This is a genomic window from Thermotoga sp. SG1, from assembly GCF_002865985.1.
GTDB lineage: Bacteria > Thermotogota > Thermotogae > Thermotogales > Thermotogaceae > Thermotoga.
Genome location: NZ_LNDD01000002.1, coordinates 122270 through 144565, shown reverse-complemented (window position 1 = coordinate 144565; position 22296 = coordinate 122270). Strand labels below are relative to the sequence as shown.

At 45.5% G+C, this 22296-nt stretch carries 19 protein-coding genes and 1 pseudogene; 19 read left to right on the top strand and 1 reads right to left on the bottom strand.

Translation table 11 applies throughout. From position 1 onward, the window contains the following. The first annotated feature begins 38 nt into the window (after positions 1-38). The 17 genes and pseudogenes from AS006_RS02810 to AS006_RS02730 all read left to right on the top strand — a co-directional run bounded on the left by AS006_RS02810 (position 39) and on the right by AS006_RS02730 (position 16957). Positions 39-1232: an LCP family protein gene (locus AS006_RS02810; RefSeq protein ID WP_199167316.1), complete on the top strand. Its 1194-nt coding sequence runs from the start codon at positions 39-41 to the stop codon at positions 1230-1232. Between the two features lie 6 nt (positions 1233-1238). Then, positions 1239-1916 carry an endonuclease V gene (gene nfi, locus AS006_RS02805; protein ID WP_101512859.1) on the top strand — a complete coding sequence of 226 codons (678 nt, stop codon included), beginning with the start codon at positions 1239-1241 and terminating at the stop codon, positions 1914-1916. A gap of 69 nt (positions 1917-1985) precedes the next feature. Next, positions 1986-2561: a RodZ family helix-turn-helix domain-containing protein gene (locus AS006_RS02800; protein WP_199167314.1), complete on the top strand. Its 576-nt coding sequence runs from the start codon at positions 1986-1988 to the stop codon at positions 2559-2561. Next, positions 2549-3088, top strand: coding sequence for a DUF4416 family protein (locus AS006_RS02795; protein WP_199167312.1), 540 nt, complete (start codon positions 2549-2551; stop codon positions 3086-3088). Before AS006_RS02800 ends, AS006_RS02795 begins: the two co-directional genes overlap by 13 nt. Further along, positions 3085-4377, top strand: coding sequence for a 30S ribosomal protein S12 methylthiotransferase RimO (gene rimO, locus AS006_RS02790; protein WP_101512858.1), 1293 nt, complete (start codon positions 3085-3087; stop codon positions 4375-4377). The genes AS006_RS02795 and rimO overlap by 4 nt, the downstream gene beginning before the upstream one ends. Then, positions 4374-4895, top strand: a complete 522-nt coding sequence (pgsA, locus tag AS006_RS02785; RefSeq protein ID WP_101512857.1) for a CDP-diacylglycerol--glycerol-3-phosphate 3-phosphatidyltransferase — start codon at positions 4374-4376, stop codon at positions 4893-4895. Before rimO ends, pgsA begins: the two co-directional genes overlap by 4 nt. 3 nt (positions 4896-4898) lie before the next feature. Beyond that, entirely contained in the window at positions 4899-5462 is a 564-nt protein-coding gene (gene thpR / locus AS006_RS02780) for an RNA 2',3'-cyclic phosphodiesterase (RefSeq protein WP_101512856.1), read from the top strand. Then, a complete protein-coding gene (recA, locus tag AS006_RS02775) occupies positions 5455-6510 on the top strand; it encodes a recombinase RecA (protein ID WP_101512855.1) in 1056 nt (351 codons plus the stop codon). Before thpR ends, recA begins: the two co-directional genes overlap by 8 nt. Continuing rightward, on the top strand, positions 6455-6925 hold the full coding sequence (locus AS006_RS02770) for a regulatory protein RecX (protein ID WP_101512854.1): 471 nt from the start codon (positions 6455-6457) through the stop codon (positions 6923-6925). Before recA ends, AS006_RS02770 begins: the two co-directional genes overlap by 56 nt. After that, positions 6925-8448: a ribonuclease Y gene (gene rny, locus AS006_RS02765; protein ID WP_199167310.1), complete on the top strand. Its 1524-nt coding sequence runs from the start codon at positions 6925-6927 to the stop codon at positions 8446-8448. The genes AS006_RS02770 and rny overlap by 1 nt, the downstream gene beginning before the upstream one ends. A gap of 175 nt (positions 8449-8623) precedes the next feature. Continuing rightward, positions 8624-9610: a LacI family DNA-binding transcriptional regulator gene (locus AS006_RS02760; protein ID WP_101512852.1), complete on the top strand. Its 987-nt coding sequence runs from the start codon at positions 8624-8626 to the stop codon at positions 9608-9610. 29 nt (positions 9611-9639) lie between these two features. Beyond that, positions 9640-10896: pseudogene (locus tag AS006_RS02755) on the top strand (extracellular solute-binding protein). Positions 10897-10935: 39 nt separating this feature from the next. Beyond that, positions 10936-11808, top strand: a complete 873-nt coding sequence (locus AS006_RS02750) for a carbohydrate ABC transporter permease (RefSeq protein WP_101512851.1) — start codon at positions 10936-10938, stop codon at positions 11806-11808. Then, on the top strand, positions 11805-12623 hold the full coding sequence (locus AS006_RS02745) for a carbohydrate ABC transporter permease (RefSeq protein WP_101512850.1): 819 nt from the start codon (positions 11805-11807) through the stop codon (positions 12621-12623). The genes AS006_RS02750 and AS006_RS02745 overlap by 4 nt, the downstream gene beginning before the upstream one ends. A gap of 12 nt (positions 12624-12635) precedes the next feature. Next, positions 12636-13526, top strand: coding sequence for a glycosidase (locus AS006_RS02740; protein ID WP_101512849.1), 891 nt, complete (start codon positions 12636-12638; stop codon positions 13524-13526). A 15-nt stretch (positions 13527-13541) separates the two neighbouring features. Beyond that, a complete protein-coding gene (locus AS006_RS02735) occupies positions 13542-16568 on the top strand; it encodes an alpha-mannosidase (protein WP_101512848.1) in 3027 nt (1008 codons plus the stop codon). 209 nt (positions 16569-16777) lie between these two features. Then, a complete protein-coding gene (locus AS006_RS02730) occupies positions 16778-16957 on the top strand; it encodes a hypothetical protein (protein ID WP_101512847.1) in 180 nt (59 codons plus the stop codon). Positions 16958-17015: 58 nt separating this feature from the next. Here the strand turns inward: AS006_RS02730 and AS006_RS02725 are convergent, their stop codons facing one another. Next, complete coding sequence (locus AS006_RS02725; protein ID WP_233185608.1) at positions 17016-17897, bottom strand: DUF4382 domain-containing protein; 882 nt, start codon at positions 17895-17897, stop codon at positions 17016-17018. 360 nt (positions 17898-18257) lie between these two features. Here AS006_RS02725 and AS006_RS02720 point away from each other — a divergent pair, with 360 nt between their 5' ends. Together AS006_RS02720 and AS006_RS02715 are read left to right on the top strand one after the other, a co-directional pair. Further along, positions 18258-20699, top strand: a complete 2442-nt coding sequence (locus tag AS006_RS02720) for a GH36-type glycosyl hydrolase domain-containing protein (protein ID WP_101512846.1) — start codon at positions 18258-18260, stop codon at positions 20697-20699. A gap of 107 nt (positions 20700-20806) precedes the next feature. Then, positions 20807-22147: a GH1 family beta-glucosidase gene (locus AS006_RS02715; RefSeq protein WP_101512845.1), complete on the top strand. Its 1341-nt coding sequence runs from the start codon at positions 20807-20809 to the stop codon at positions 22145-22147. The last annotated feature ends 149 nt before the right edge of the window (positions 22148-22296 follow it).

The following is a 22296-nucleotide window of genomic DNA, read 5'->3' as shown; positions in this document are numbered from 1 at the left end:
TCACCTCCATAGTGATAGAATACAGACAGGGTGATGTCATGACGAAGAAAGTCCTACTTTTTCTGTCAATTAGTTTAGCCTTCTTTTTAATTATATCATCCATATTTTTCCTGAATAGAGTGGTGTCTTCTCTTTTCAAAGGAGAGGTGACCAATCCTTACGTCTTTCTCGTTCTCGGAAAAGACGAAGAAATCGAACACACCATTCGAACCGATGTGATAGTGCTCGGTGTGCTCGACTGGAAAAAGGGAGTGCTTTCCTTTGTTTCCATACCCCGTGACCTGATAATTGATGGAAGAAAGATCAACTCCATTTATAACTCCTCTGGAATTGAAAAACTCTTTCAGATCGTCGAGTCGATTTTCGGAATGAAGATAGATTCCTACGTGGTTTTCGACTACAGGGCATTCAGGGTTCTCGGAGATGAACTCGGACCAGTGAAGGTAGTCCCGAACGAAGTAATGTTCTATGAAGACCTTTCTCAGGATCTTGTCATAGACTTCAAACCCGGTGTACCCTACATGTTGTCTGGCAAACAGCTTCTTGCGTACATAAGATACAGGAAGGACTCCATGGGGGATCTTGCACGAATAGAACGTCAGAAAGACGTTCTCAAAAAACTTCTCAGCAAGGCCTTGATCAAAAGTCCTTTTGAGATCTCGAACATATACAGAAAGGTGAGTCCCTACATCGAAACGAACATAAAACTCTCCGAACTTCTAACGCTCTTTTTGAAGGTAAGGGAAGGATTGAAGATGCAGTTTTTCACGCTTCCCTACGTTGTGAGTGAAAACGGAGAGGTCTTTGTGAACGAGAAGGAGCTTCCCATGTTCAGGGAAAAATTGTTTGAAGAAAGCAACATGGAAACTTCTTCGTTGAATCTGGTGATTCTGAATATTTCTTCACTTGTCTCAAGGGTTTTCGAGGCGAATCTGAGAGGTGTCTGGAAGGAAAGGGTGGGATTTGAACCAGATCGGGTCGTCTGGGAGGATGTTGGAATATCCAGAGAATTCGAGGGTGATCAGGTCTTCATAGCGCAGATGGAGAAAGAAAAAGAAATCCTGGAGATTCTCAGAAAAGCCCACCCGTCGAGGAAGTTCAAGGTTCATCGATTCGACAGAAAAGAAGACTTTGAAAGATACTACTTCATTCTGAAGAAACTGGCAGAAAACAGGATATACCTGGATTTTCCTGTTTCAGCGCTGATATTGATAGATGATTTCAGGGAGTGAGAAGAGGTGACTTACAGAAAACTTCACGAGTGGAATCTGCCACCAGAAGAGGCGATGAAGATCCAGAATGTCCTGAGAGAGAAGGTTCTCTTCAAGCCCTTTGAGGGCGAACCAAAGTACGTGGCAGGGGTCGATCTTTCGTTTCCAAAAAGAGAAGAAGGACTTGCCGTGATCGTCGTGATGGAATACCCCACCTTCAAAATAGTGGAACTCGTCTCAGAGAGAGGAAAAGTTGATTTTCCATACATTCCAGGACTTCTTGCTTTCAGGGAAGGACCTCTGTTTTTGAAAGCATGGGAAAAACTGAAGACAAAGCCAGACGTTGTGGTCTTCGATGGACAAGGCGTCGCACATCCAAGGAAACTCGGTATCGCATCACACATGGGACTCTTCATAGAGATACCGACGATCGGTGTGGCAAAGTCGAGGCTCTATGGAACCTACAGAGAGCCGGAGAACAGAAGATGTTCTTGGAGTTATCTCTACGATAACGAAGGGATAATAGGCTGCGTGATGAGGACCAAAGAAGGAAGTGCCCCCATCTTCGTTTCTCCTGGCCATCTCATGGATGTGGAAAGTTCCATCAGGCTGGTCAAGTCGTTCACCCTGCCCGGAAGAAGGATTCCAGAGCCCACCAGAATGGCACACATCTACACCCAGCGCTTGAAGAGAAGTCTCTTCTGAGAAGTTTTTCCAGGCTGTGATAAAATAGATTCAGCCTCGAGCCAGACGGATGTCTGGAGGGATATTGTTTTGGGCGAGAAATGGAAAGAAATGGGGGAAATTTTCAGGAAAAAGCGTGAAGAAAAAGGCATCACGCTTCTTGATGCATCTTTGTTTACAAACATAAATCCCTCTAAACTGAAACGCATCGAAGAGGGGGATCTTCAAAATCTCGATGCAGAAATCTATGTCAAAAGCTATATAAAGCGATACGCAGAATTTTTAGAACTCTCTCCAGAAGAGATGCTCAAAATGTACGAGGAGGGAAAAGGCGACATAGCACCGGAAGAAAAGAAAGAGAAGAGAAGAAAAGAAGGGGAAAAAAGCAGAAGTCACAATCTTGTTCTGATTCTGTTTCTGGTGATAGGAGTGGTGCTTCTTGTTTTTGCGATTTTTGAAAATCTCAGACTGCAAAGAACATCACCAGCGTACCTGATCACTTCAGATGAAGTGACTCTAAATGGCAAAACGTTGAAAGGAACAATCCCACTTTCGGAGGGAAAGTACACGGTGGAGGCTCAGGGCGAGGTCATCTTGAGAACTGCATCGGAAGAGTGGAAGATAAAACTCAAAGAGTTCGAGGTGAGAGTCCAGTGGGAGAGGTGAAGGTACCGGATCTGGTGAATCTGGTTATGTTCATATTCGCATCTCACATAGATTACTGGTTCAACGAGTTAAAGCCCGTTCTCGAGGAAAGATTTGGACCAATGGATTACGTTTCCGACAACCTCGACTTCGAAAAGTACACCTTTTACTATTCAGAAGAAATGGGACAGGGTCTGAAGGGAAAACTGGTGAGTTTTGAAAGACTCATACATCCTCACCAGCTTGCAGATATAAAACTGGAGACGAACTCCATAGAGAAGATGTTTTCCATAGAGGGAAAAAGAAAAGTGAACATTGACCCAGGATACATCCATCATACACAGTTTGTCCTCGCATCAACGAAGCACTGGGGAAACCGCATCTACATAGGAAAGGGAATCTACGCTGAGGTGACGCTCGCTTATGTGAGAGGAAAATTCAAAGACATGGAGTTTACCTATCCAAACTACAGAGAAGAAGAGTACAAGAAACATCTGGAAAGGATCAGAGAAATCTATCTGAAGAAGAGGAGGAAAATCCTGAAGTGAGAGTTGGTATAAAGGTGCTTGGCTGTCCAAAAAACGAAGCTGACTGTGAAGTTCTGGCAGGTATTCTCAAAGAAAGAGGACACGAAATCGTCTACAAGGTGGAAGAAGCAGACGTTGTTGTGTTAGACACCTGTGCCTTCATCGAGGATGCCAAGAAGGAATCGATAGATGAGATCTTCTCGTTTGTTGAAGCAAAAAAAGATTACGGCTACAAAATTGTTGTGAAAGGGTGCCTCGTTCAGCGATACTACAGAGAACTGAAAAAAGAAATCCCGGAGGTGGACCAGTGGATAGGAGTTGTCGCTCCGGAAAAAATCGCCTTGCTCCTTGAAAGCGGAGGAGATCTGGTACCACAGCGTCCTGAGACTGTCTACAGTTACAGAAAGAGGGTAAATCTGGAGGAAAAGCCCTATGCGTACGTGAAAATATCCGACGGTTGCGACAGAAAGTGTACTTTCTGTTCCATACCCATCTTCAAAGGGAACCTGAAAAGCAGAAGCATGGAAGACATAGTCCACGAGGTGGAAGATCTTCTTGCAGAGGGAAAAAAGGAAATTATTCTGGTTGCCCAGGATACAACCTCTTACGGTGAAGATCTCTATGGGAAACAGGCCCTGCCTGATCTTTTGAGACGACTGAACAGTCTAAAGGGTGACTTCTGGATCAGGGTCATGTACCTTCATCCCGATCACCTGACAGACGAGATAATAGACACCATCCTGAAACTGGAAAAGGTTGTGAACTACTTCGACGTTCCCGTTCAACATGGAAGTGATAAGATACTGACCCTCATGGGAAGGGTCAAAAGTTCCAAAGAGTTGAAAAACATGCTGATGAAAATAAGAGATAAAGCCCCAGATGCCGTTCTTAGAACCAGCGTGATAGTAGGTTTTCCAGAAGAAACGGAAGAGGATTTCGAAGAGTTGAAGAGATTTGTGGAAGAGGTGAAATTCGACAAACTCGGTGTTTTTGTTTTCTCGGACGAAGAAGGAACAGTCGCTTCTTCTCTGAAGAACAAAGTCGATCCAGAGACAGCCAGAAGAAGACAGGAAGAACTCCTGCTTCTTCAGGCAGAGATCTCCTACGAAAGACTGGATAGATTCGTGGGAAAAAGCATGAAGGCACTCGTTGAGGGAAGAGAAAACGGCTACCTGATAGGGCGCACCTTTACAGAAGCTCCCGAGGTGGACGGGGTTGTTTTCATAAAAGGAAGGGGTGAGATAGGGAATTTTCTCGAAGTAACCATAGAAGAGCACGATGAATACGACATGTGGGGGATTGCTCGATGAATCTGGCGAACTTCTTTTCTATTCTGAGGGCAGTGTTGACGATACCTGTTGTCTGGTTCTACATGGAAGGCTGGTACACTCTGGCGTTTTTTGTTTTCCTGTTTGCTGCGTTCACAGACTACCTGGACGGCTTCTTCGCAAGAAGAAGGAACCAGGTAACAGACTTCGGAAAGGTCTTCGATCAGGTGGCAGACAAGATCCTCGTGATATCCACGGCCGTTGCGATGATGAATGTTCTTCCGATCTGGTATGTTCTAACCGTCTTTTCAAGGGACACCTTCGTGAACGGCCTCAGGATCCTGGCAGCGAGCAGGGGAAACATCGTTCCAGCCAGATGGACAGGAAAGGTGAAAACCGTATCTCAGTTTGCGGTGCTCATAGGAGTTTTTCTTTTCAAACTGGAGTTCCTTGAACCACTGATTCTGCAGGCACTTGTGATTATATCGTTTGCAGTAACAGTTTTGTCCGGGATCACGTATACAATGGACCTTGCAAGATTCATGAAAATGGAGGGATAGTACATGAGAACCTTCATTGCCATCGATGTGAACGATGAGGTCAAAAAACAGGCCTCTGAAGTTATTGAAAAACTCATGAGAAGAGGTTTTGGTGCAAATTGGGTTTCCGAAGAGAACCTGCATCTCACCCTCTTTTTTCTTGGGGAAGTCACTGAGCAGAAAGTTTCCGAGATAGCAGAGCATCTTTGTAGGCGTGTGAGAGGGTTCCCTTCGTTTTCCTTCACGGTGAAAGGTTTTGGATATTTCAGAAGGGGAAAAGCTCCCCGGGTCTTCTGGCTTGGAGTGGAAAACGCAGATCGTCTCAACAGGTTGTACGAGGAGCTGAGATACGAGCTTTCACATCATGGTTTTTCTTTTGAAGAGAAGTTCATACCTCACATCACTATAGGCAGGGTGAAGTACTATCCTGACAAGTGGGAAAAACTGGTTGAAGACATCGATTTTTCCCCCGTTGAGGTGGCGGTGGACAGTTTTAAGATTTATTCCTCCACACTGACACCTTCGGGCCCCATTTACAGAGCACTTTACGAATGTCATTTCGAAGGAGGATTGATCAGACATGGCTGAAGAAAAACAGAAAAAGAGTGTACTGGAGAAGGCTTTGAAGAGGATAGAAGAAACCTTTGGCAAAGGTTCCATAATGATACTGGGTGACGAAACCCAGGTTCAGCCTGTGGAGGTCATTCCAACGGGTTCCATCGCGATCGACATCGCAACCGGCGTTGGAGGATACCCAAGGGGAAGGATCGTGGAGATCTTCGGACCGGAATCCAGCGGAAAGACCACACTGGCACTTCACGCTATAGCGGAAGCCCAGAAAATGGGTGGTGTGGCTGCTTTCATAGACGCAGAACACGCTCTCGATCCCGTGTATGCGAAAAGCCTTGGAGTAGATCTGAAAAGTCTCCTCATATCCCAACCCGATCACGGAGAGCAAGCTCTTGAAATAGTAGACGAACTCGTGAGAAGCGGTGTTGTGGACCTCATCGTTGTTGATTCCGTCGCCGCACTGGTACCCAGAGCCGAGATAGAAGGTGCCATGGGAGACATGCAGGTGGGACTTCAGGCACGTCTCATGTCACAGGCGCTGAGGAAGATCGCAGGGAGTGTGAACAAATCGAAAGCAGTTGTCATATTTACAAACCAGATAAGGATGAAGATAGGCGTCATGTTTGGAAGCCCTGAAACGACAACCGGTGGACTTGCCCTGAAGTTCTACGCAACCATGAGACTTGAGGTCAGAAGAGGAGAAGCGATCAAGGAAGGAAAAGACGTCATAGGCAACGTGGTAAGCGTAAAGATCGTGAAGAACAAAGTAGCACCCCCGTTTAAAACGGCCCAAACTTACATCATCTACGGAAAAGGTATCGACAGAGAGTACGAACTGTTCAATCTCGGAGTGGATGAGGAAGTCATAACCAGAAAGGGCAGCTGGTACTACTACACCACACTGAAAGGAGAAGAAATCTCCCTGGGACAGGGTGGATCCAACGTCGTTCAGTTCCTCAAGGAAAATCCACAGATAGCGGAGGAAATCGAAAGGAGAATAAAGGAAAAATATGGCTTACTACGGCAAACGGAGGAGGAACCAGAGAAAGCAGACGAATCCTCTTAAGTACGCTTTGAGACTTTTAAAATATCGCGTCAGGTTTGAAAACGAACTGAGAAATCGTTTGAAAAACCAGGGTTTTTCTGATGAAGAGGTTGAAAACACGATCGCCACATTGAAAAAGCAGGGTTACATTGACGATGAGAAGGCTGCTTATCTTTTCGCAGTGGACGAGATCCGTTTGAAACTCTTTGGACCGAAGATCGTGAAGATGAAACTGAGATCACTCGGAGTGGACGAAGAAACATCCGAAAAGGCGATAGAAAAAGCTCTCTCTGAGATTGATTTTTCTGAAGAGTTGAAGAGATTGAAAACACGTTTTGAAAGTCGTCAGGAAATGAAAGACTACCTCTACAAAAGAGGGTTCGAGATTTCTCAGATCGAGGAAATTCTCGATCAAATAGATGGAGGTGAACGATGATGTTGTGGTATGTACTCGCGGGTGTCGGAGGACTTCTGGTGGGATATCTAATCGCAAGCTATCAGATAAATCAAAAACTCAAAAAGGCAGAAAAAGACGCAAAGTCCATTCTCGAAAAAGCAGAAAAGGAAGCAAACGAGATAAAGAAAAAGGCCATCGTAGAAGGTAGAGAAGAAGTTCACAGATTGAGGGAAGAGTTCGAAAGGGAAAGAGCACGAAAGGAAGAAGAACTCAGATCACTCGAGGAAAGGCTTCTAAAAAGAGAAGAACTTCTCACCAGAAAGGAAGAGAATCTGGAAAAGAGAGAAACCCATATCGAGGAGATGAAAGCAATCCTGGAAGAGAAGATGAAAGAAGTGGAGGAAAAAGAAAAACGAATAGACGAGGAACTCAACAAACTCGCGGGTATGACCGTTGAAGAGGCAAGGGAGTTGATTCTGGAGGAAGCAAGACAGAGATACGAACACGACCTTGCAAAGCTCTACAAAGAGATGAAAGAGCAGGTAGAAGAGGAAGCCGAAAAAGAAGCAAAAAAAGTCATAGCGTTTGCCGTACAAAGATACGCACCAGATTATGTGGGAGAAATCACTGTTTCCACCGTTTCTCTTCCATCCGATGATATGAAAGGGAGAATCATAGGAAGGGAAGGAAGAAACATCAGGACCTTTGAAAAGATCACAGGCGTCGATCTGATAATAGACGACACACCAGAAGTGGTTGTGCTTTCCTGTTTCAATCCCCTCAGAAGGGAGATCGCCCGCATCACTCTGGAAAAACTCGTAGCAGATGGTAGAATACATCCTGCAAGGATAGAGGAGATGTACGAAAAGGCAAAACAGGAAGTTGAGAAGGCCATAAAGGAGGCAGGACGGGAAGCCACGTTCAAGGCAGGAGTTATGGGACTCCACCCGGAACTCGTGAAGCTCCTCGGAAAACTCAAATACAGAACAAGTTACGGTCAGAACGTTCTGTACCATTCCATAGAGGTTGCTCTTCTTGCCGGTTACATGGCTTCAGAACTCGGCCTGAACGCTGACAAAGCAAGAAGGGGTGGACTGCTCCACGACATAGGAAAAGCGGTGGATCAGGAACTCGAAGGATCGCACACCACCATAGGGGCAGAACTTGCCAGAAGATACGGCGAAAAAGAAGACATCATCAACATGATACTCAGTCACCACGGAGAAGAAGATCCAAGAACACCAGAAGCGGTGCTCGTGGCAGCTGCCGATGCACTGTCCGCCGCAAGACCAGGTGCAAGAAGAGAAAGCCTGGAAAATTACATAAAACGACTTATGAAACTCGAGGAAATTGCAAAGAGTTTCAAGTATGTTGAAAAAGCATACGCTATTCAAGCGGGAAGAGAAATAAGGGTGATAGTTGAACCGGACAAAGTGGACGATGCACTCGCTGAAAAACTCGCTTATGACATTTCAAAGAAGATAGAGGAGGAACTAGAATATCCAGGTGTGCTGAAGGTAGTGGTCATAAGAGAGAAAAGAAGCGTCGCTTACGCAAAGTAAAAAGGCCCCCCACAAGGGGGCTTTTATTTTTTGTAAAACTGCGATTTTTGAACATAAAACGAAATAATTTCTTCTGTTTGGACATATTGACAGATATTCGCAAAAAATGGGGCTTGATTTAACATGGGAATTTTTTGTATAAAGTTTATGTAAGCGCTTACAGGGGGTGTAGAGATTGCCAACAATAGAAGATGTCGCAAAACTTGCAGGAGTTTCCATCGCCACGGTCTCACGGGTGATAAACGGATCAGGATACGTTTCTGAAAGAACCAGATACAGAGTCTGGAAAGCAATAGAAGAACTTGGATACAGGCCAGAAATCTCGGCGAAAATCCTCGCTTCGAAGGGAAAACTGTTCCACGCTTATATCTTCGCCAGTAAAAGAATTCTCTCACCCCTTCAAACCAGAGGGATTCTCGGTGAGTTCTACGGGGTGATAATAAAAGCCATTGAGGAAAATTGTGAGAAATTGGGAATAAAAGTAGAGTTGAAATTTCTTGAAGAATTTTCGAAATACGTTGACGCAGATGGATACATATTCGTGGGAGGAGACGTCACGAGGGAGTTCATAAGAGAAGTGAAATCCAAGAAGAAACCCTTTGTACTTGTGGATCACTACATACCCGGTGAGAGAGTGGATTGTGTGATAAGCGACGGATACGACGGTGCTGTTTACGCAACGAATTACCTCATATCCAGAGGGTTCAAAAAGATCGTACACATCCACGGACCGCTTCAGCCGTATGGTTTCAAGATGAGATACGACGGCTACAAAGATGCCATGGAAAAATCTGGATTGATGCCTCGTTTTTATGAGTGCGATGATACAGAAGAAGGTACGAGAAAAATTGTAGACATAATGCTGAACTCTTACGGAACACCCGAGGCCATCTTTACATCCAACGACAGTATTGCCTTCTGGGTGATCAAACGACTCAAAGAACACGGCTTGAAAATTCCAAATGACGTTTCCGTTGTGGGTTTCGACGATATCGTTGACGCAGAAAATTTCGATCCACCGTTGACCACTTTGAGGGTATTCAAATACGAAATGGGTTGCGTTGCATGTAAGCGCTTACATGAGTTGTTGACGAAGGTGAATCCTCATCCTCTTCGAACCCTCGTCTTCACTCAATTTGTAAAGAGAAAAAGCACGAAATGACTACAACCTTTCATAGAGGAGGGATCGTTATGTGGAAAAGGGTTCTTTTCATCATTCTGGTAGTTCTTTCGGTCTTTGCACTAGCTGACGTCAAAAAGATCGTGTTCTGGACGGCTCCAAATCCAAACCAGGAGGCCTTCTGGAAAGCCCTCGTTGAAAAGTGGAACGCAGAGCATCCGGATGTTCAGATCGAGTGGTCCGTTATACCAGCGGCTGGAAGTTCTGAAGAGGCCATCCTGAACGCCATCGCTGCTGGAAACGCTCCTGATATCTGTACCAACATCTTCAGTGGTTTTGCAGCTCAACTCGCAGAAGAACTAGACGTTCTGGTTGCCTTCGATGAAGAGTTCGGAGAAGAGTTCTGGAAACTTGCAGATGCAAGGAAAATGAGAAACATACTCGAAGGCTGGAAGCTCAACGGACACTACTACGTGATACCCATTTACTCCAACCCGATGCTCTTCTGGTGGAGAGGAGATCTTTTGAAGGAACTGGGTTACGACAGACCTCCCAGAACTTACTCTGAAGTTTACGAAGTAGCCAAAAAGTGGGTTGTCCCCAAGGAAAGGTACGTTATAAGAGCCGTTGCCGGAAGAAACTGATGGGACAGATGGTTTGATTTCATCACATTCTACTACGCAGCAAGCGGTGGAAAACCCTACATTGAAAACGGAAAAGCAGTTTTCGACAACGAGTACGGAAAGGCCGTTGCTGAGTTCATCTACACCCTCTTCAAAAATGGCTGGACAGCTGTAGATCTGGGACAGGATCCATTTGAAAACGGCACAATCCTTGGCCAGATCATGGGACCATGGCATCTGAGCTACACGAAAGAGCACTATCCCGAGGTTTATCCGCACATAGTGATGACACCACCTCCTGTTCCAGACAACTATCCTGAAGACAAGCCCGTCTACACGTTTGCCGATACCAAAGGCCTTGTGATGTTCAAACACTGCAAACATAAGAAAGAAGCGTTCGAATTCATCAAATGGGTCTTCTCCAATGCCCAAAACGATGCAAGATGGATTGAACTCACAAAGATGCCTCCAGCAAGAGAAGACCTTGGAACGAACCCCACGTTTGCCGAGTACATGAAGGATCCATACTTTGCAAAGATAGCAGAAGCGGTTGCATACGCTGTTCCTCCGGCACTGATCACCAACACGATTGATGCTCAGAACGCCATGAGCACGTACCTGATCGAGCCTCTCATGTATCTGAAAGCCACCCCCGAAGAAGCCCTGAAACAGGCAGTTAAAGAGATCAACGCACTTCTTTGGTGAGGAGAGTATCCCCTCACCTTTTTTATCAGGAGGGATAGAATGTCGCTAAAAAAGAAGGAAGCAGGGTTGGGCTGGAGTTTGATATCGATATATCTTCTCTACACGGCGATATTCTGGGGCTATCCGTTCGTCTGGATGTTGATTCTTGCTTTTTCCAAATGGAAGTTCGTGGGATCTCCCAGATTCGTAGGTCTTCAGAACTTCTTCCGGATCTTCGAAGACAGGATGTTCTGGAAAGTTTTTCTGAACACGATGAATTTTCTTTCCTACTTCATCCCCATGGTGTTCGTCGCCTCCATCCTGTTTGCACTCGCTCTGAACAGAATGAAGTATTTCAAAACCTCTGTGACCCTCAGCTTCTTAGTCGCTTATGTCTCTTCAGGTGTTGCCTACTCCATTATGTTCCAGAGGATCTTTTCAGAGGTGGGACCGATAAACAGGTTCCTGTACAACACCTTCGGTATCACAATACCCTGGTTCACCGACCCACAACTTGCTATGCTGACTATAGCCATCATGGTCACCTGGAAGTTCGTTGGATACTACGGCCTTATTCTTTATTCAGGACTTCAGGCCATTCCAAAGTCCATATACGAAGCAGCGGAGCTGGATGGTGCAACTCCATGGATCAAGTTTTGGAAGATCACACTTCCTCTTTTGAACCCCGCCATTGTAACTGTTTTAATTTTGGCTGTGAACCTCTCCTTTGGTATATTCACCGAACCGTACATGATCACAGGTGGCGGTCCCATGAACAGAACTCTCACGTTCATGCTTTACATGTACAACACCGCCTTTCAGAGGATAAATCCCAGTTACGCGACAACCATAGCGGTCATGACCGCTCTCATAAACTTCTCGATAGTCATCTTTATCAGAAAGGTCATTGAAAAAGAGGTGACCATAGTATGAAGAAGATCAGAGAGGTCATCTTTCACGGAGTGATGTTGATTCTTGCTTTGATATGGATCTATCCATATATCTGGCTGTTTCTCTCATCGATAAAACCGGCAGATGAGATCTTCACCAGGTTCTTTCCAACAAGAATAACTCTTGAACATTACAAGTACATATTTACAATGGCAGAAAAGATGGAGCGTCCCTTTCTGAGGGCTTTTCTGAACAGTGTCTTTGTCACAGTCACTGTGACTTTTTCCGTGGTCTTGACCTCAGCAATTATTGGATACAGCCTGGCAAAACTCAGATTCAAAGGAAGCAACGCCATATTTAATTTCATCATTTTTCAGATGCTCTTTCCAGGTTTCATGTTCATCATCCCACTCTTTGTGTTGATAAGAAAACTTGGCCTTTACAACACTTACCCGGCCATGATCGTTCCCTTTCTCATGAGCGCGTGGAGTCTTTTTATGATAACGCAGTCTTACAAAACGATTCCACAGGATTACATAGAGGCTGCAAAGATTGACGGTGCAAGCACTCTGTGGATAATATTTAAAGTGATGATTCCCCTCTCGAGAAGCACACTCTCCATCGTGGGTCTTTTCACATTCATAGGAATCTGGGACAACTTCCTTTGGCCCCTCATGGTGGTAAAAGACTACAATAAAATGCCTCTTTCTGTTCTTCTAGCCACTTTCAACCATGAGTACGCCGCCTACGTTGGTCCGCTGATGGCAGGGTCTGTGATTCAGACGATACCCATGGTTCTCATCTTTTTGATCTTCAGAAAGCAATTTTTACAGGGAATTTCTATGTCTTTCAAGTAGAGGAGGGAGAACATGGAGCTTAAACTCGAAAGACACCCGGCGAATCCCATTCTGGAACCTTCTCCGTACTTTCTCTGGGAAAGCCGATTTGTTTTCAACCCGGCTGTGGTGTACGACGGAGAACTCTTCCACATGCTCTACAGAGCTCAAGGAGAGGACATGGTTTCAAGGATCGGCTACGCTGTGAGCACCGACGGAATCCACTTCAACAAGTTCGAAAAGCCTGTCTTCTCACCAAAGAGTGACGACGAGCTCTACGGAGTCGAGGACCCCAGGATCACAAAAATCGGTGATGAATACTACATGGTCTATACTGCCTACTCGCCTCGTGGCGTGAGAATCGCCATGGCGTCGACGAAAAACTTCATCACCTGGAAAAGATATGGAGTTGTGATACCGGATATAGACAACAAAGATGCTGCGCTGTTTCCAGAAAAGATCAACGGAAAGTACGTCATGTTTCACAGAATACCACCTGATATATGGCTTGCCTTCTCAGACGATCTCGTACACTGGGACAACTTCGTGAAGATCGCATCTCCACGTCAGGGAATGTGGGATGACCTGAAAATAGGAGTTGGTGCACCTCCGATAAAGACCGAGTACGGATGGCTTGTCCTGTACCATGGTGTTCAGAACACGGGAACCTCCCGGCCAATCTATCGTCTTGGTTTCATGTTGCTTGACCTGGAGGACCCCACAAAGGTGATAAAGAGATCGAAAGAGCCGATCCTTGAACCAGAAGAAGACTGGGAAAAATTTGGCGGTGTTCCAAACGTGGTCTTCAGTGATGCGATGATAGAATACAACGGCTACTACTACGTGTACTACGGTGCAGCGGACAACTGCATTGCCCTTGCCACAATTCCCGTGGAAAAAGTGATGAAGTGGTGTAGAGAATGACAGGAGGCTTTCAACGTGAAGGGAAAACTGTGGAGAATGCTTTCAGAATTACTTCCCTACACTATCTCAAGGAAAGAAAAACTAAAAGACTGGTCTTTCTCCAGTGGTTTAGAAGAAAAAACCGTCACTCCCCCATTTGAGTGGGACGTCAACTCCGCCCCTGTATGGTTCAGGAAAGATTTGGAACCTTTCTCCGTCGCTGAAGGACAAAGGGCCTATCTGGAACTCTGGTTCGGCGGAGAGACCCTTGTTCTTGTAGATGGAAAGCCCTACGGTGAAATCAACGAGTATCACAGAACACTGAACATCACTCCTCTTGCCGATGGAAAACCTCACACGATAGAGGCTCAGGTGGTACCGAGGGGACTCTTTGGAAAACCAGAAAAGCCGGTGTTCAGCGAAGCGTTCTTCGTGGTTGTCGATGAAGAGTTGATGAGAGTGGTAAAAACGCTAGAACTTGTTATAAAAGCAGCAGAGGTGATAGATGACAAGGCATTGTCGAAGAAACTTCTTGACATCTCCGAAGAGTTTCTCTCGAAGATATGGACCCCAAGGGACACAGAAACATATTTGAAAACCGCTCCCATGGACCCTGGAATAGCAGACGAAATCAAAAACACCTGGAGCGCACCTGAGTTTAGAGAGTTTTCCGGAGCGCTGCTTCCAGACGAGTTGAGAAAAAGCATAATAGATGAGTTTGAAAGATTCAAGGAGAAGTTAAAAAAACTCAAAGAAGAATACCCGAGTGCTGGAGTTGTGCACCTTGTGGGGCATGCTCACATAGACTACGCCTGGCTTTGGCCGGTTGAAGAAACAAAAAGAAAGATCCTTCGCACTTTCGCAAACTCTGTTTTACTTTCAACGCTGTATCCGGAGTTCGTCTACACTCAATCTTCTGCCCAGATGTATGAAGACCTCAAGAAAAATTCTCCTGAACTCTTCGAAGTGGTTAAGAAACTCGTTGAAGAAGGAAGATGGGAGCCCGTCGGAGGCATGTGGGTAGAGTCAGACTGCAACGTTCCTTCGTTGGAGTCCCTGATAAGACAGTTCTACTATGGGCAGAAGTTCTTTGAGAAGGAGTTCGGTAAAAAGAGCAGGGTTTGCTGGTTGCCGGATGTGTTCGGCTTTTCCTGGGTTCTTCCCCAGATTCTGAGAGGTGCGGGAATAGAGTACTTTGTTACCACCAAACTCAACTGGAACGACACAAACGAGTTTCCATACGATCTGTGCCGCTGGAGAGGAATAGACGGCTCAGAGGTTCTGTTCTTCAGTTTCAAAAATCCGAACGAGGGATACAACGGAAAAATAGATCCAGACACCATCTACAAAACCTGGAACAACTTCAGGCAGAAGGACCTGACAAACAAGATTCTTCTTTCCTTCGGCCACGGTGACGGTGGTGGAGGACCAACCGAGGAGATGCTGGAAAACTACAGGATAATGAAGCAGATTCCAGGAATTCCGCATCTTGAAATGGGAACAGTCGAAAGTTTCTTTGAGAAGATGAACATCGATGGAGACCTTCCCGTGTGGGACGGAGAATTGTACCTTGAAATCCACAGAGGAACGTATACCTCCCAGTCCAGGGTGAAGAAACTTCACAAAGAAGCAGAAGACGGTCTTTATCTGGCAGAGTTAATATCTGCCTTCACCGATAGCGACTTTTCCGAAGAAATTGACGATCTCTGGAAGGCTGTTTTGAGAAACGAATTTCACGATATCCTGCCGGGATCTTCAATAAGAGAGGTCTATGAGGACGCAGAAAAAGAGCTGACCTTCGTGAAAGAAAGAGCAGAAAAGATCGTCAGAGAGTCCATAGACTCTCTTCGAGTCGAAGACGAAAACACCCTGACCCTTCTGAACGTTTCGTCTTTCCCAAAGAGGTTCTGTTTTGAGCTCAACGAAGATCTGAATCTTTCTTTCCAGGGCAAGTCTCTTTTGAAACAAAGAACGCACGATGGAAAGTACGTGTACTTTCTGGACGCAGAGATCGCTCCTTTTTCAAAGATAGAGTTGGAGGTTCAAAAAAGCACAACCGAAAAGCTCGCAACGAAAGACGAAAGACCCTTCATGGAAAATGAGTACATGAAAGTTGAAGTGAACGAAGACGGAACGATCCAGATCTACGATAAAGAACTGGACAGGTACATCTTCGAAGAAAAAGGGAACATCTTAAAACTCCACAAAAACATTCCTCTCTACTGGGACAACTGGGACATAGCAGAGGGCGTGGAAAAGACAGGATACACCCTGAAAGCAAAAAGCGTGGAAAAAATAGAGTTCGGTCCTGTTCGAGAAGTGGTACGCGTCGAGTACGAAGCAGAAGGAAGCAAAATTAAGCAGTACTACATCCTCTGGAGGAAAAGCAGAAAACTCGATATAAAAACACAGATAGACTGGCACACAAGAAGGGCCCTTTTGAGGGCGTACTTTCCCACCACCGTTTTGTCAAGGAAGGCAAGGTTTGACATTTCAGGAGGTTTCATAGAAAGGCCAACTCACAGAAACACCAGTTTTGAAAAGGCACGCTTTGAAGTGCCTTTCCACAGATGGATGGATCTTTCGCAAACGGATTTTGGAGTTGCCATTTTGAACGATGGAAAGTATGGTGGAAGCGCTCATCAGAACGTTATGGCGCTCTCTTTGATAAAAGCCGGGATCTTTCCGGATTTTCTCTGCGACGAAGGAAAACACGAGTTCACCTACTCCATATACGTTCACCCCGGTGATGACCTGAGAGACGTTGTGAAGGAGGCAGAAGAACTGAACAAACCCCTTCTTGCCGTCTCTGGAAGGCTGGACATTCCCTCTTCTTTTCTGGAAGTTTTTCCACAGAATTTCAAACTCACCTCACTCAGAAAGGTGAAAGGAAAGATCGTTATAAGACTTGTTGAGATCTTCGGAACGTCCGGTAAACTCTCGGTTAAGATCCCCTGGAAAGAAAAGATCTATCTGACAAACCTTCTGGAAGAGGAAAGAAAAGAGGTTTCTTTCCCCTTGAGTTACCGGCCGTTCAAAATCTACACGTTCGTTGTAGAGTGAGAAAGCCTTCCTTTTGCCTTTGAAAGAGCGGGATTTCTTCCCGCTCTTTGTTTAACCTAACTGATCTTGCGTAATCTCCCATAAAAAATAACTTAAGAGATTCTTTTGAGAAATGTTCTCAATTTGTATCACGCTTATGTTATAAAAATACCAGGACGGAAGAAATGAATGTCAATAAGGGCATGACAACTTGAGAAGGAGGTGATACTATGATGATGTTCCTGCCGCCAGAAGTTATAAGGGAGATTCACGAAGAAAGGGTAAAGAAGGCCCTTGAAAACCTCAAAGCCATCGAACTCGAAGAAAAACTCCTTGAAAAAGCAAAAGAGGAAGAAAAAGTCTCCTCCAGAAGGAGGAGAAGGAAAGAGAAAGAAACAGTGGAAGTCTGAAAAGTTCTCATTTCCCATCTTTTAGCGTCTCAGATCTCCCAGGCGTCCCTCCCCCATTTTAATCATCCAGCCTGAGTTCTATGACGTCAGAGTCCTGGATGTACGTGATTGTTGAGTTGCCTAGATAAAAGACCTCCGATGCAACAGGCATCAGTTCTGGCAACCTTTCCTGAATCTCGTTGTTCACGCTCTCCACTTCTTCTTCGTCCACTTCGAACTCGCCTTCATTAGATTCGGTGGCTTCGTGTTCTAGTAGTGTGAATTCGCTGTACACACAGAGGGTATGGGTAGCTTCCTTCAGTTCCTCGAAGGAGAAGCCATCATCCGTGATTTCAAGATCAACGAGCGTACCGGAACAGGTTTCTCCTTCAAAGAGAGCAACAAGACATGGGGTTCCCGCCAGTGTCCCCTTAAGCTCTCCTTCAACTTCGTACCTGTATCTGTGCTCTTCATCCTCGCCTGGGCCGTGTTCATATTCGTGTCTTTCCCTGTGGTACGGAATAATAACCGGTCTGAGTATGTACTGACCTGCTCCCTGAACAACTCGAAAAGACCTTGCCACATCGAAATCAAGGACGATTTCATCACCGCTTTGCACTATGACGGGTTTTATGATCTTGATCTTTTTGGAGGGAACAGTAATACTTTTTTCTTCATTGTTCACAACAGCGGTAGCTTCATCAACCTGTAATCTGATCCACTCCAGTTTTGCTCCTTCTGGGATTTCTATCTCAAAGAATCGAACTTCGGTTCCTGCAAGTGAGAGAAGATCAAACTCATCCTCCAGCAGGGTGACGGCGGCCTCATATCCTTCTCCGCTCAGCGAGTAGTGGTACGTTACATCGGAAATCCTCACCCACAACTCTTCAACGTTAAAATATGGGTTGTCTGTGAGATACACAGGAACTTTTGTTGTATTCGTTCCTGTGGTGAAAAGCACACACCCGGATATCAGACCAAGAAACACAACCGTTCAGAGAACGTACTTCATGATTCCACCTCCTTTCGTTGGAAAATTTTAACTCCGATCTAACAAAATGTCAATATTAAATGCACAGATAGTTTTCTAATACGAGGACGAAAACCTTTTTAAAACGAACATTCATCTATCGCAAAAACTAACAATTTTGAATCTATACAAACCATCTCAGGAAATCAAAACAGAGCAGAATCAGAAGAAAATGGTTTCTTTTCGATGATATTCATCGATAGTTGAGCGTAGGTTCTTTTCTTTGGACTTTGCATGAAAACATTTTCACATTAAAATACTCACGACAACAAGACTCAAAGAGGTGATAGCGTGAAGTTTGGCTACTTCGACGATGAAAACAGAGAGTACGTCATAACAACACCAAGAACACCGTACCCGTGGATAAACTATCTTGGAACGGAGGATTTCTTCTCCATCATTTCTCATATGGCAGGGGGCTATTGTTTTTACAAGGATGCAAGGCTCAGAAGGATCACCAGGTTCAGATACAACAACGTGCCAACAGACGCTGGGGGAAGGTATTTCTACATAAGGGAAGAAGATGGAGATTTCTGGTCTCCCACCTGGATGCCAGTGAGAAGAGACCTTTCTTTCTTCGAAGCAAGACACGGTCTTGGATACACGAAGATCACCGGAGAAAGAAACGGTCTGAGGGCAACCATCACCTTTTTTGTTCCAAGGCATTTCACGGGAGAGGTTCATTACCTTGTACTTCAAAACAGAGCAGAAAAGCCAAGAAAGATCAAACTCTTTTCCTTCATAGAGTTCTGTCTCTGGAACGCCCTCGATGACATGACGAACTTTCAGAGAAACTACAGCACCGGAGAAGTGGAGATAGAAGGTTCTGTGATCTACCACAAAACAGAGTACAGGGAAAGAAGAAACCACTACGCGTTCTATTCCGTGAATCATCCGATAGACGGTTTCGATACAGATAGAGAATCTTTCATGGGCCTTTACAACGGCTTTGAAGCACCTCAGGCGGTTGTGGAAGGAAAGCCCAAAAACTCGGTGGCGAGCGGCTGGGCACCCATTGCATCTCACTATCTTGAACTTGAGATTCCTCCTTCTGGAGAAAAAGAACTCATCTTCATACTTGGATACGTCGAAAATCCAGAGGAAGAAAAATGGGAAAGACCAGGAGTGATCAACAAAAAACGCGCAAAAGAAATGATAGAAAGGTTCAAAACAAAAGAAGATGTCGAACGCGCCCTGAAAGAACTGAAGGAATACTGGGACGATCTCCTAGGAAGAATACAGGTGGAAACACACGATGAAAAACTCAACAGGATGGTGAACATCTGGAACCAGTATCAGTGTATGGTCACATTCAACATCGCACGGAGCGCTTCTTATTTCGAATCCGGAATCAGCAGGGGTATAGGCTTCAGAGATTCAAATCAGGATATCCTTGGATTCGTCCACATGATACCAGAAAAGGCAAGACAGAGGATTCTTGACCTTGCCTCCATACAGTTCGAAGATGGAAGCACCTATCATCAGTTCCAGCCGCTCACAAAAAAGGGAAACAACGAAATTGGCGGTGGGTTCAACGACGATCCCCTGTGGCTCATTCTCTCAACAAGCGCGTACATCAAGGAAACGGGAGACTGGGACATCCTTGACGAAGAAGTCCCCTTCGACAACAATCCAGACAAAAAGGCAACGCTTTTCGAGCATCTGAAAAGATCTTTCTACTTCACCGTGAACAACCTCGGACCCCACGGCCTTCCACTCATAGGAAGGGCAGACTGGAACGACTGTCTCAACCTGAACTGTTTTTCCAAAAATCCGGACGAATCCTTCCAGACAACTGTCAACGCCCTCGATGGAAGGGTGGCAGAATCTGTCTTCATAGCAGGACTTTTCGTTCTGGCTGGAAAAGAGTTTGTGGAGATCTGCAGAAGACTCGGGCTCGAGGATGAAGCAAAAGAGGCAGAAAGACACGTAAAGGAAATGATAGAGACCACTCTGGAATACGGCTGGGATGGAGAATGGTTCCTCAGGGCGTACGATGCCTTTGGAAGGAAAGTGGGAAGTAAAGAATGTGAAGAAGGAAAGATCTTCATAGAACCGCAGGGAATGTGTGTCATGGCAGGAATCGGAGTGGAAAATGGATATGCAAAGAAAGCACTTGATTCTGTGAAAAAGTACCTCGATACACCCTACGGCCTTGTTCTTCAGCAGCCTGCCTACAGCAGATACTACATAGAACTCGGTGAGATCTCGAGTTATCCTCCGGGCTACAAAGAAAACGCTGGTATATTCTGTCACAACAACCCGTGGGTAGCGATAGCAGAAACTGTTATTGGAAGGGGGGACAGAGCCTTTGAGATCTACAGAAAGATTACTCCCGCCTATCTAGAAGACATAAGTGAAATCCACAGAACAGAGCCCTACGTCTACGCACAGATGGTGGCAGGAAAAGATGCACCAAGACACGGAGAAGCCAAAAACTCCTGGCTCACGGGAACAGCCGCCTGGAGCTTTGTTGCGATAACTCAGTACATCCTGGGGATAAGGCCCACCTACGATGGTCTCATGGTGGACCCGTGCGTACCTGAAGATTGGGACGGTTTCAAAATCACAAGAAGGTTCAGGGGAGCAACCTACGAGATAACGGTAAAAAATCCTCACCACGTTTCCAAAGGTGTAAAAGAGATTATCGTCGACGGAAAGAAAATTGAGGGACAGATCCTACCAGTTTTCAACGATGGAAAAGTGCACAGAGTGGAAGTTCTGATGGGATAATCTTTCCTCATACTTCAGAATACTTCAGATTTCAGAAAAGGGGCCACCCCCTTCTTTTTTTTGTGATAGAATAGTTCGGCAAGCAAACCACAGCAAAGGGCGAGGTGATGATCATGAAAAAGTTTCCCGAAGGGTTCCTCTGGGGAGTCGCAACGGCTTCCTACCAGATCGAAGGTTCTCCCCTCGCAGACGGAGCAGGTATGTCCATCTGGCACACCTTCTCCCACACACCTGGAAACGTGAAAAACGGTAACACCGGAGATGTGGCCTGCGACCATTACAACAGATGGAAAGAGGACATCGAGATCATCGAAAAAATCGGTGCAAAGGCCTACAGATTCTCCATCAGCTGGCCAAGGATTCTTCCGGAAGGAACGGGGAAGGTGAACCAAAAGGGTCTGGACTTCTACAACAGGATCATAGACACCCTCCTTGAGAAGAACATAACACCATTTATAACCATCTACCACTGGGACCTTCCCTTTTCTCTGCAGTTGAAGGGTGGCTGGGCAAATCGAGACATAGCCGACTGGTTCGCAGAGTACTCAAGGGTTCTCTTTGAAAATTTCGGTGACCGCGTCAAACACTGGATCACTCTGAACGAACCGTGGGTCGTTGCCATAGTGGGACATCTGTACGGAGTCCATGCCCCTGGGATGAGAGACATCTACGTAGCATTCCATGCGGTTCACAACCTCTTGAGAGCGCACGCAAAATCCGTGAAGGTGTTCAGAGAAATGGTGAAAGACGGAAAGATAGGGATTGTTTTCAACAACGGATACTTCGAACCTGCAAGCGAAAAAGAAGAAGATATCAGAGCCGCAAGATTCATGCACCAGTTCAACAACTACCCGCTCTTTTTGAACCCCATCTACAAAGGAGAGTACCCGGATCTTGTCCTGGAATTTGCAAAAGAGTTCCTTCCCAGAAACTACGAAGAGGACATGGAAGAGATAAAGCAAGAGATCGATTTTGTTGGACTGAACTACTATTCAGGTCACATGGTGAAGTACGATCCAAACTCACCGGCCAAGGTGTCCTTCGTCGAAAGAAACCTTCCTAAAACCGCCATGGGATGGGAGATCGTTCCTGAGGGTATCTACTGGATTCTCAAAAGTGTCAAAGAAGAGTACAACCCACAAGAGGTGTACATCACAGAAAACGGAGCAGCGTTCGACGACGTGGTGAGTGAGGACGGAAAAGTTCACGATCAGAACAGGATAGATTATCTGAAAGACCACATCGAACAGGTCTGGAGGGCGATCCAGGATGGGGTCCCACTGAAGGGTTACTTCGTATGGTCACTCCTTGACAATTTCGAATGGGCGGAGGGATATTCGAAGAGGTTCGGTATAGTTTACGTGGACTACAGCACACAGAAGAGAATCATAAAAGACAGTGGGCACTGGTACTCGAACGTGATCAAAAACAACGGATTGGCAGATTGAAAGGGGCGGAGCAATCCGCCCTTTCTTTTTGATACCTCATTTTCCTTCCTATCTGTCCATCCCGGGTAATTATCCCCAATTATTTTCATTTAACGAAAAAAATCTCCTGTTTTCTCCCGATATCTCGTTTGCATTGAAACGATGAGTCT

Bases quoted from the DNA above. Each gene is read 5' to 3' on its own strand.
- AS006_RS02745 (WP_101512850.1), top strand. From the start codon at position 11,805: ATGAAGAAGATCAGAGAGGTCATCTTTCACGGAGTGATGTTGATTCTT.
- AS006_RS02810 (WP_199167316.1), top strand. From the start codon at position 39: ATGACGAAGAAAGTCCTACTTTTTCTGTCAATTAGTTTAGCCTTCTTT.
- pgsA (WP_101512857.1), top strand. From the start codon at position 4,374: ATGAATCTGGCGAACTTCTTTTCTATTCTGAGGGCAGTGTTGACGATA.
- rny (WP_199167310.1), top strand. From the start codon at position 6,925: ATGTTGTGGTATGTACTCGCGGGTGTCGGAGGACTTCTGGTGGGATAT.
- AS006_RS02770 (WP_101512854.1), top strand. From the start codon at position 6,455: ATGGCTTACTACGGCAAACGGAGGAGGAACCAGAGAAAGCAGACGAAT.
- AS006_RS02740 (WP_101512849.1), top strand. From the start codon at position 12,636: ATGGAGCTTAAACTCGAAAGACACCCGGCGAATCCCATTCTGGAACCT.
- recA (WP_101512855.1), top strand. From the start codon at position 5,455: ATGGCTGAAGAAAAACAGAAAAAGAGTGTACTGGAGAAGGCTTTGAAG.
- AS006_RS02730 (WP_101512847.1), top strand. From the start codon at position 16,778: ATGATGATGTTCCTGCCGCCAGAAGTTATAAGGGAGATTCACGAAGAA.
- AS006_RS02750 (WP_101512851.1), top strand. From the start codon at position 10,936: ATGTCGCTAAAAAAGAAGGAAGCAGGGTTGGGCTGGAGTTTGATATCG.
- AS006_RS02715 (WP_101512845.1), top strand. From the start codon at position 20,807: ATGATCATGAAAAAGTTTCCCGAAGGGTTCCTCTGGGGAGTCGCAACG.
- thpR (WP_101512856.1), top strand. From the start codon at position 4,899: ATGAGAACCTTCATTGCCATCGATGTGAACGATGAGGTCAAAAAACAG.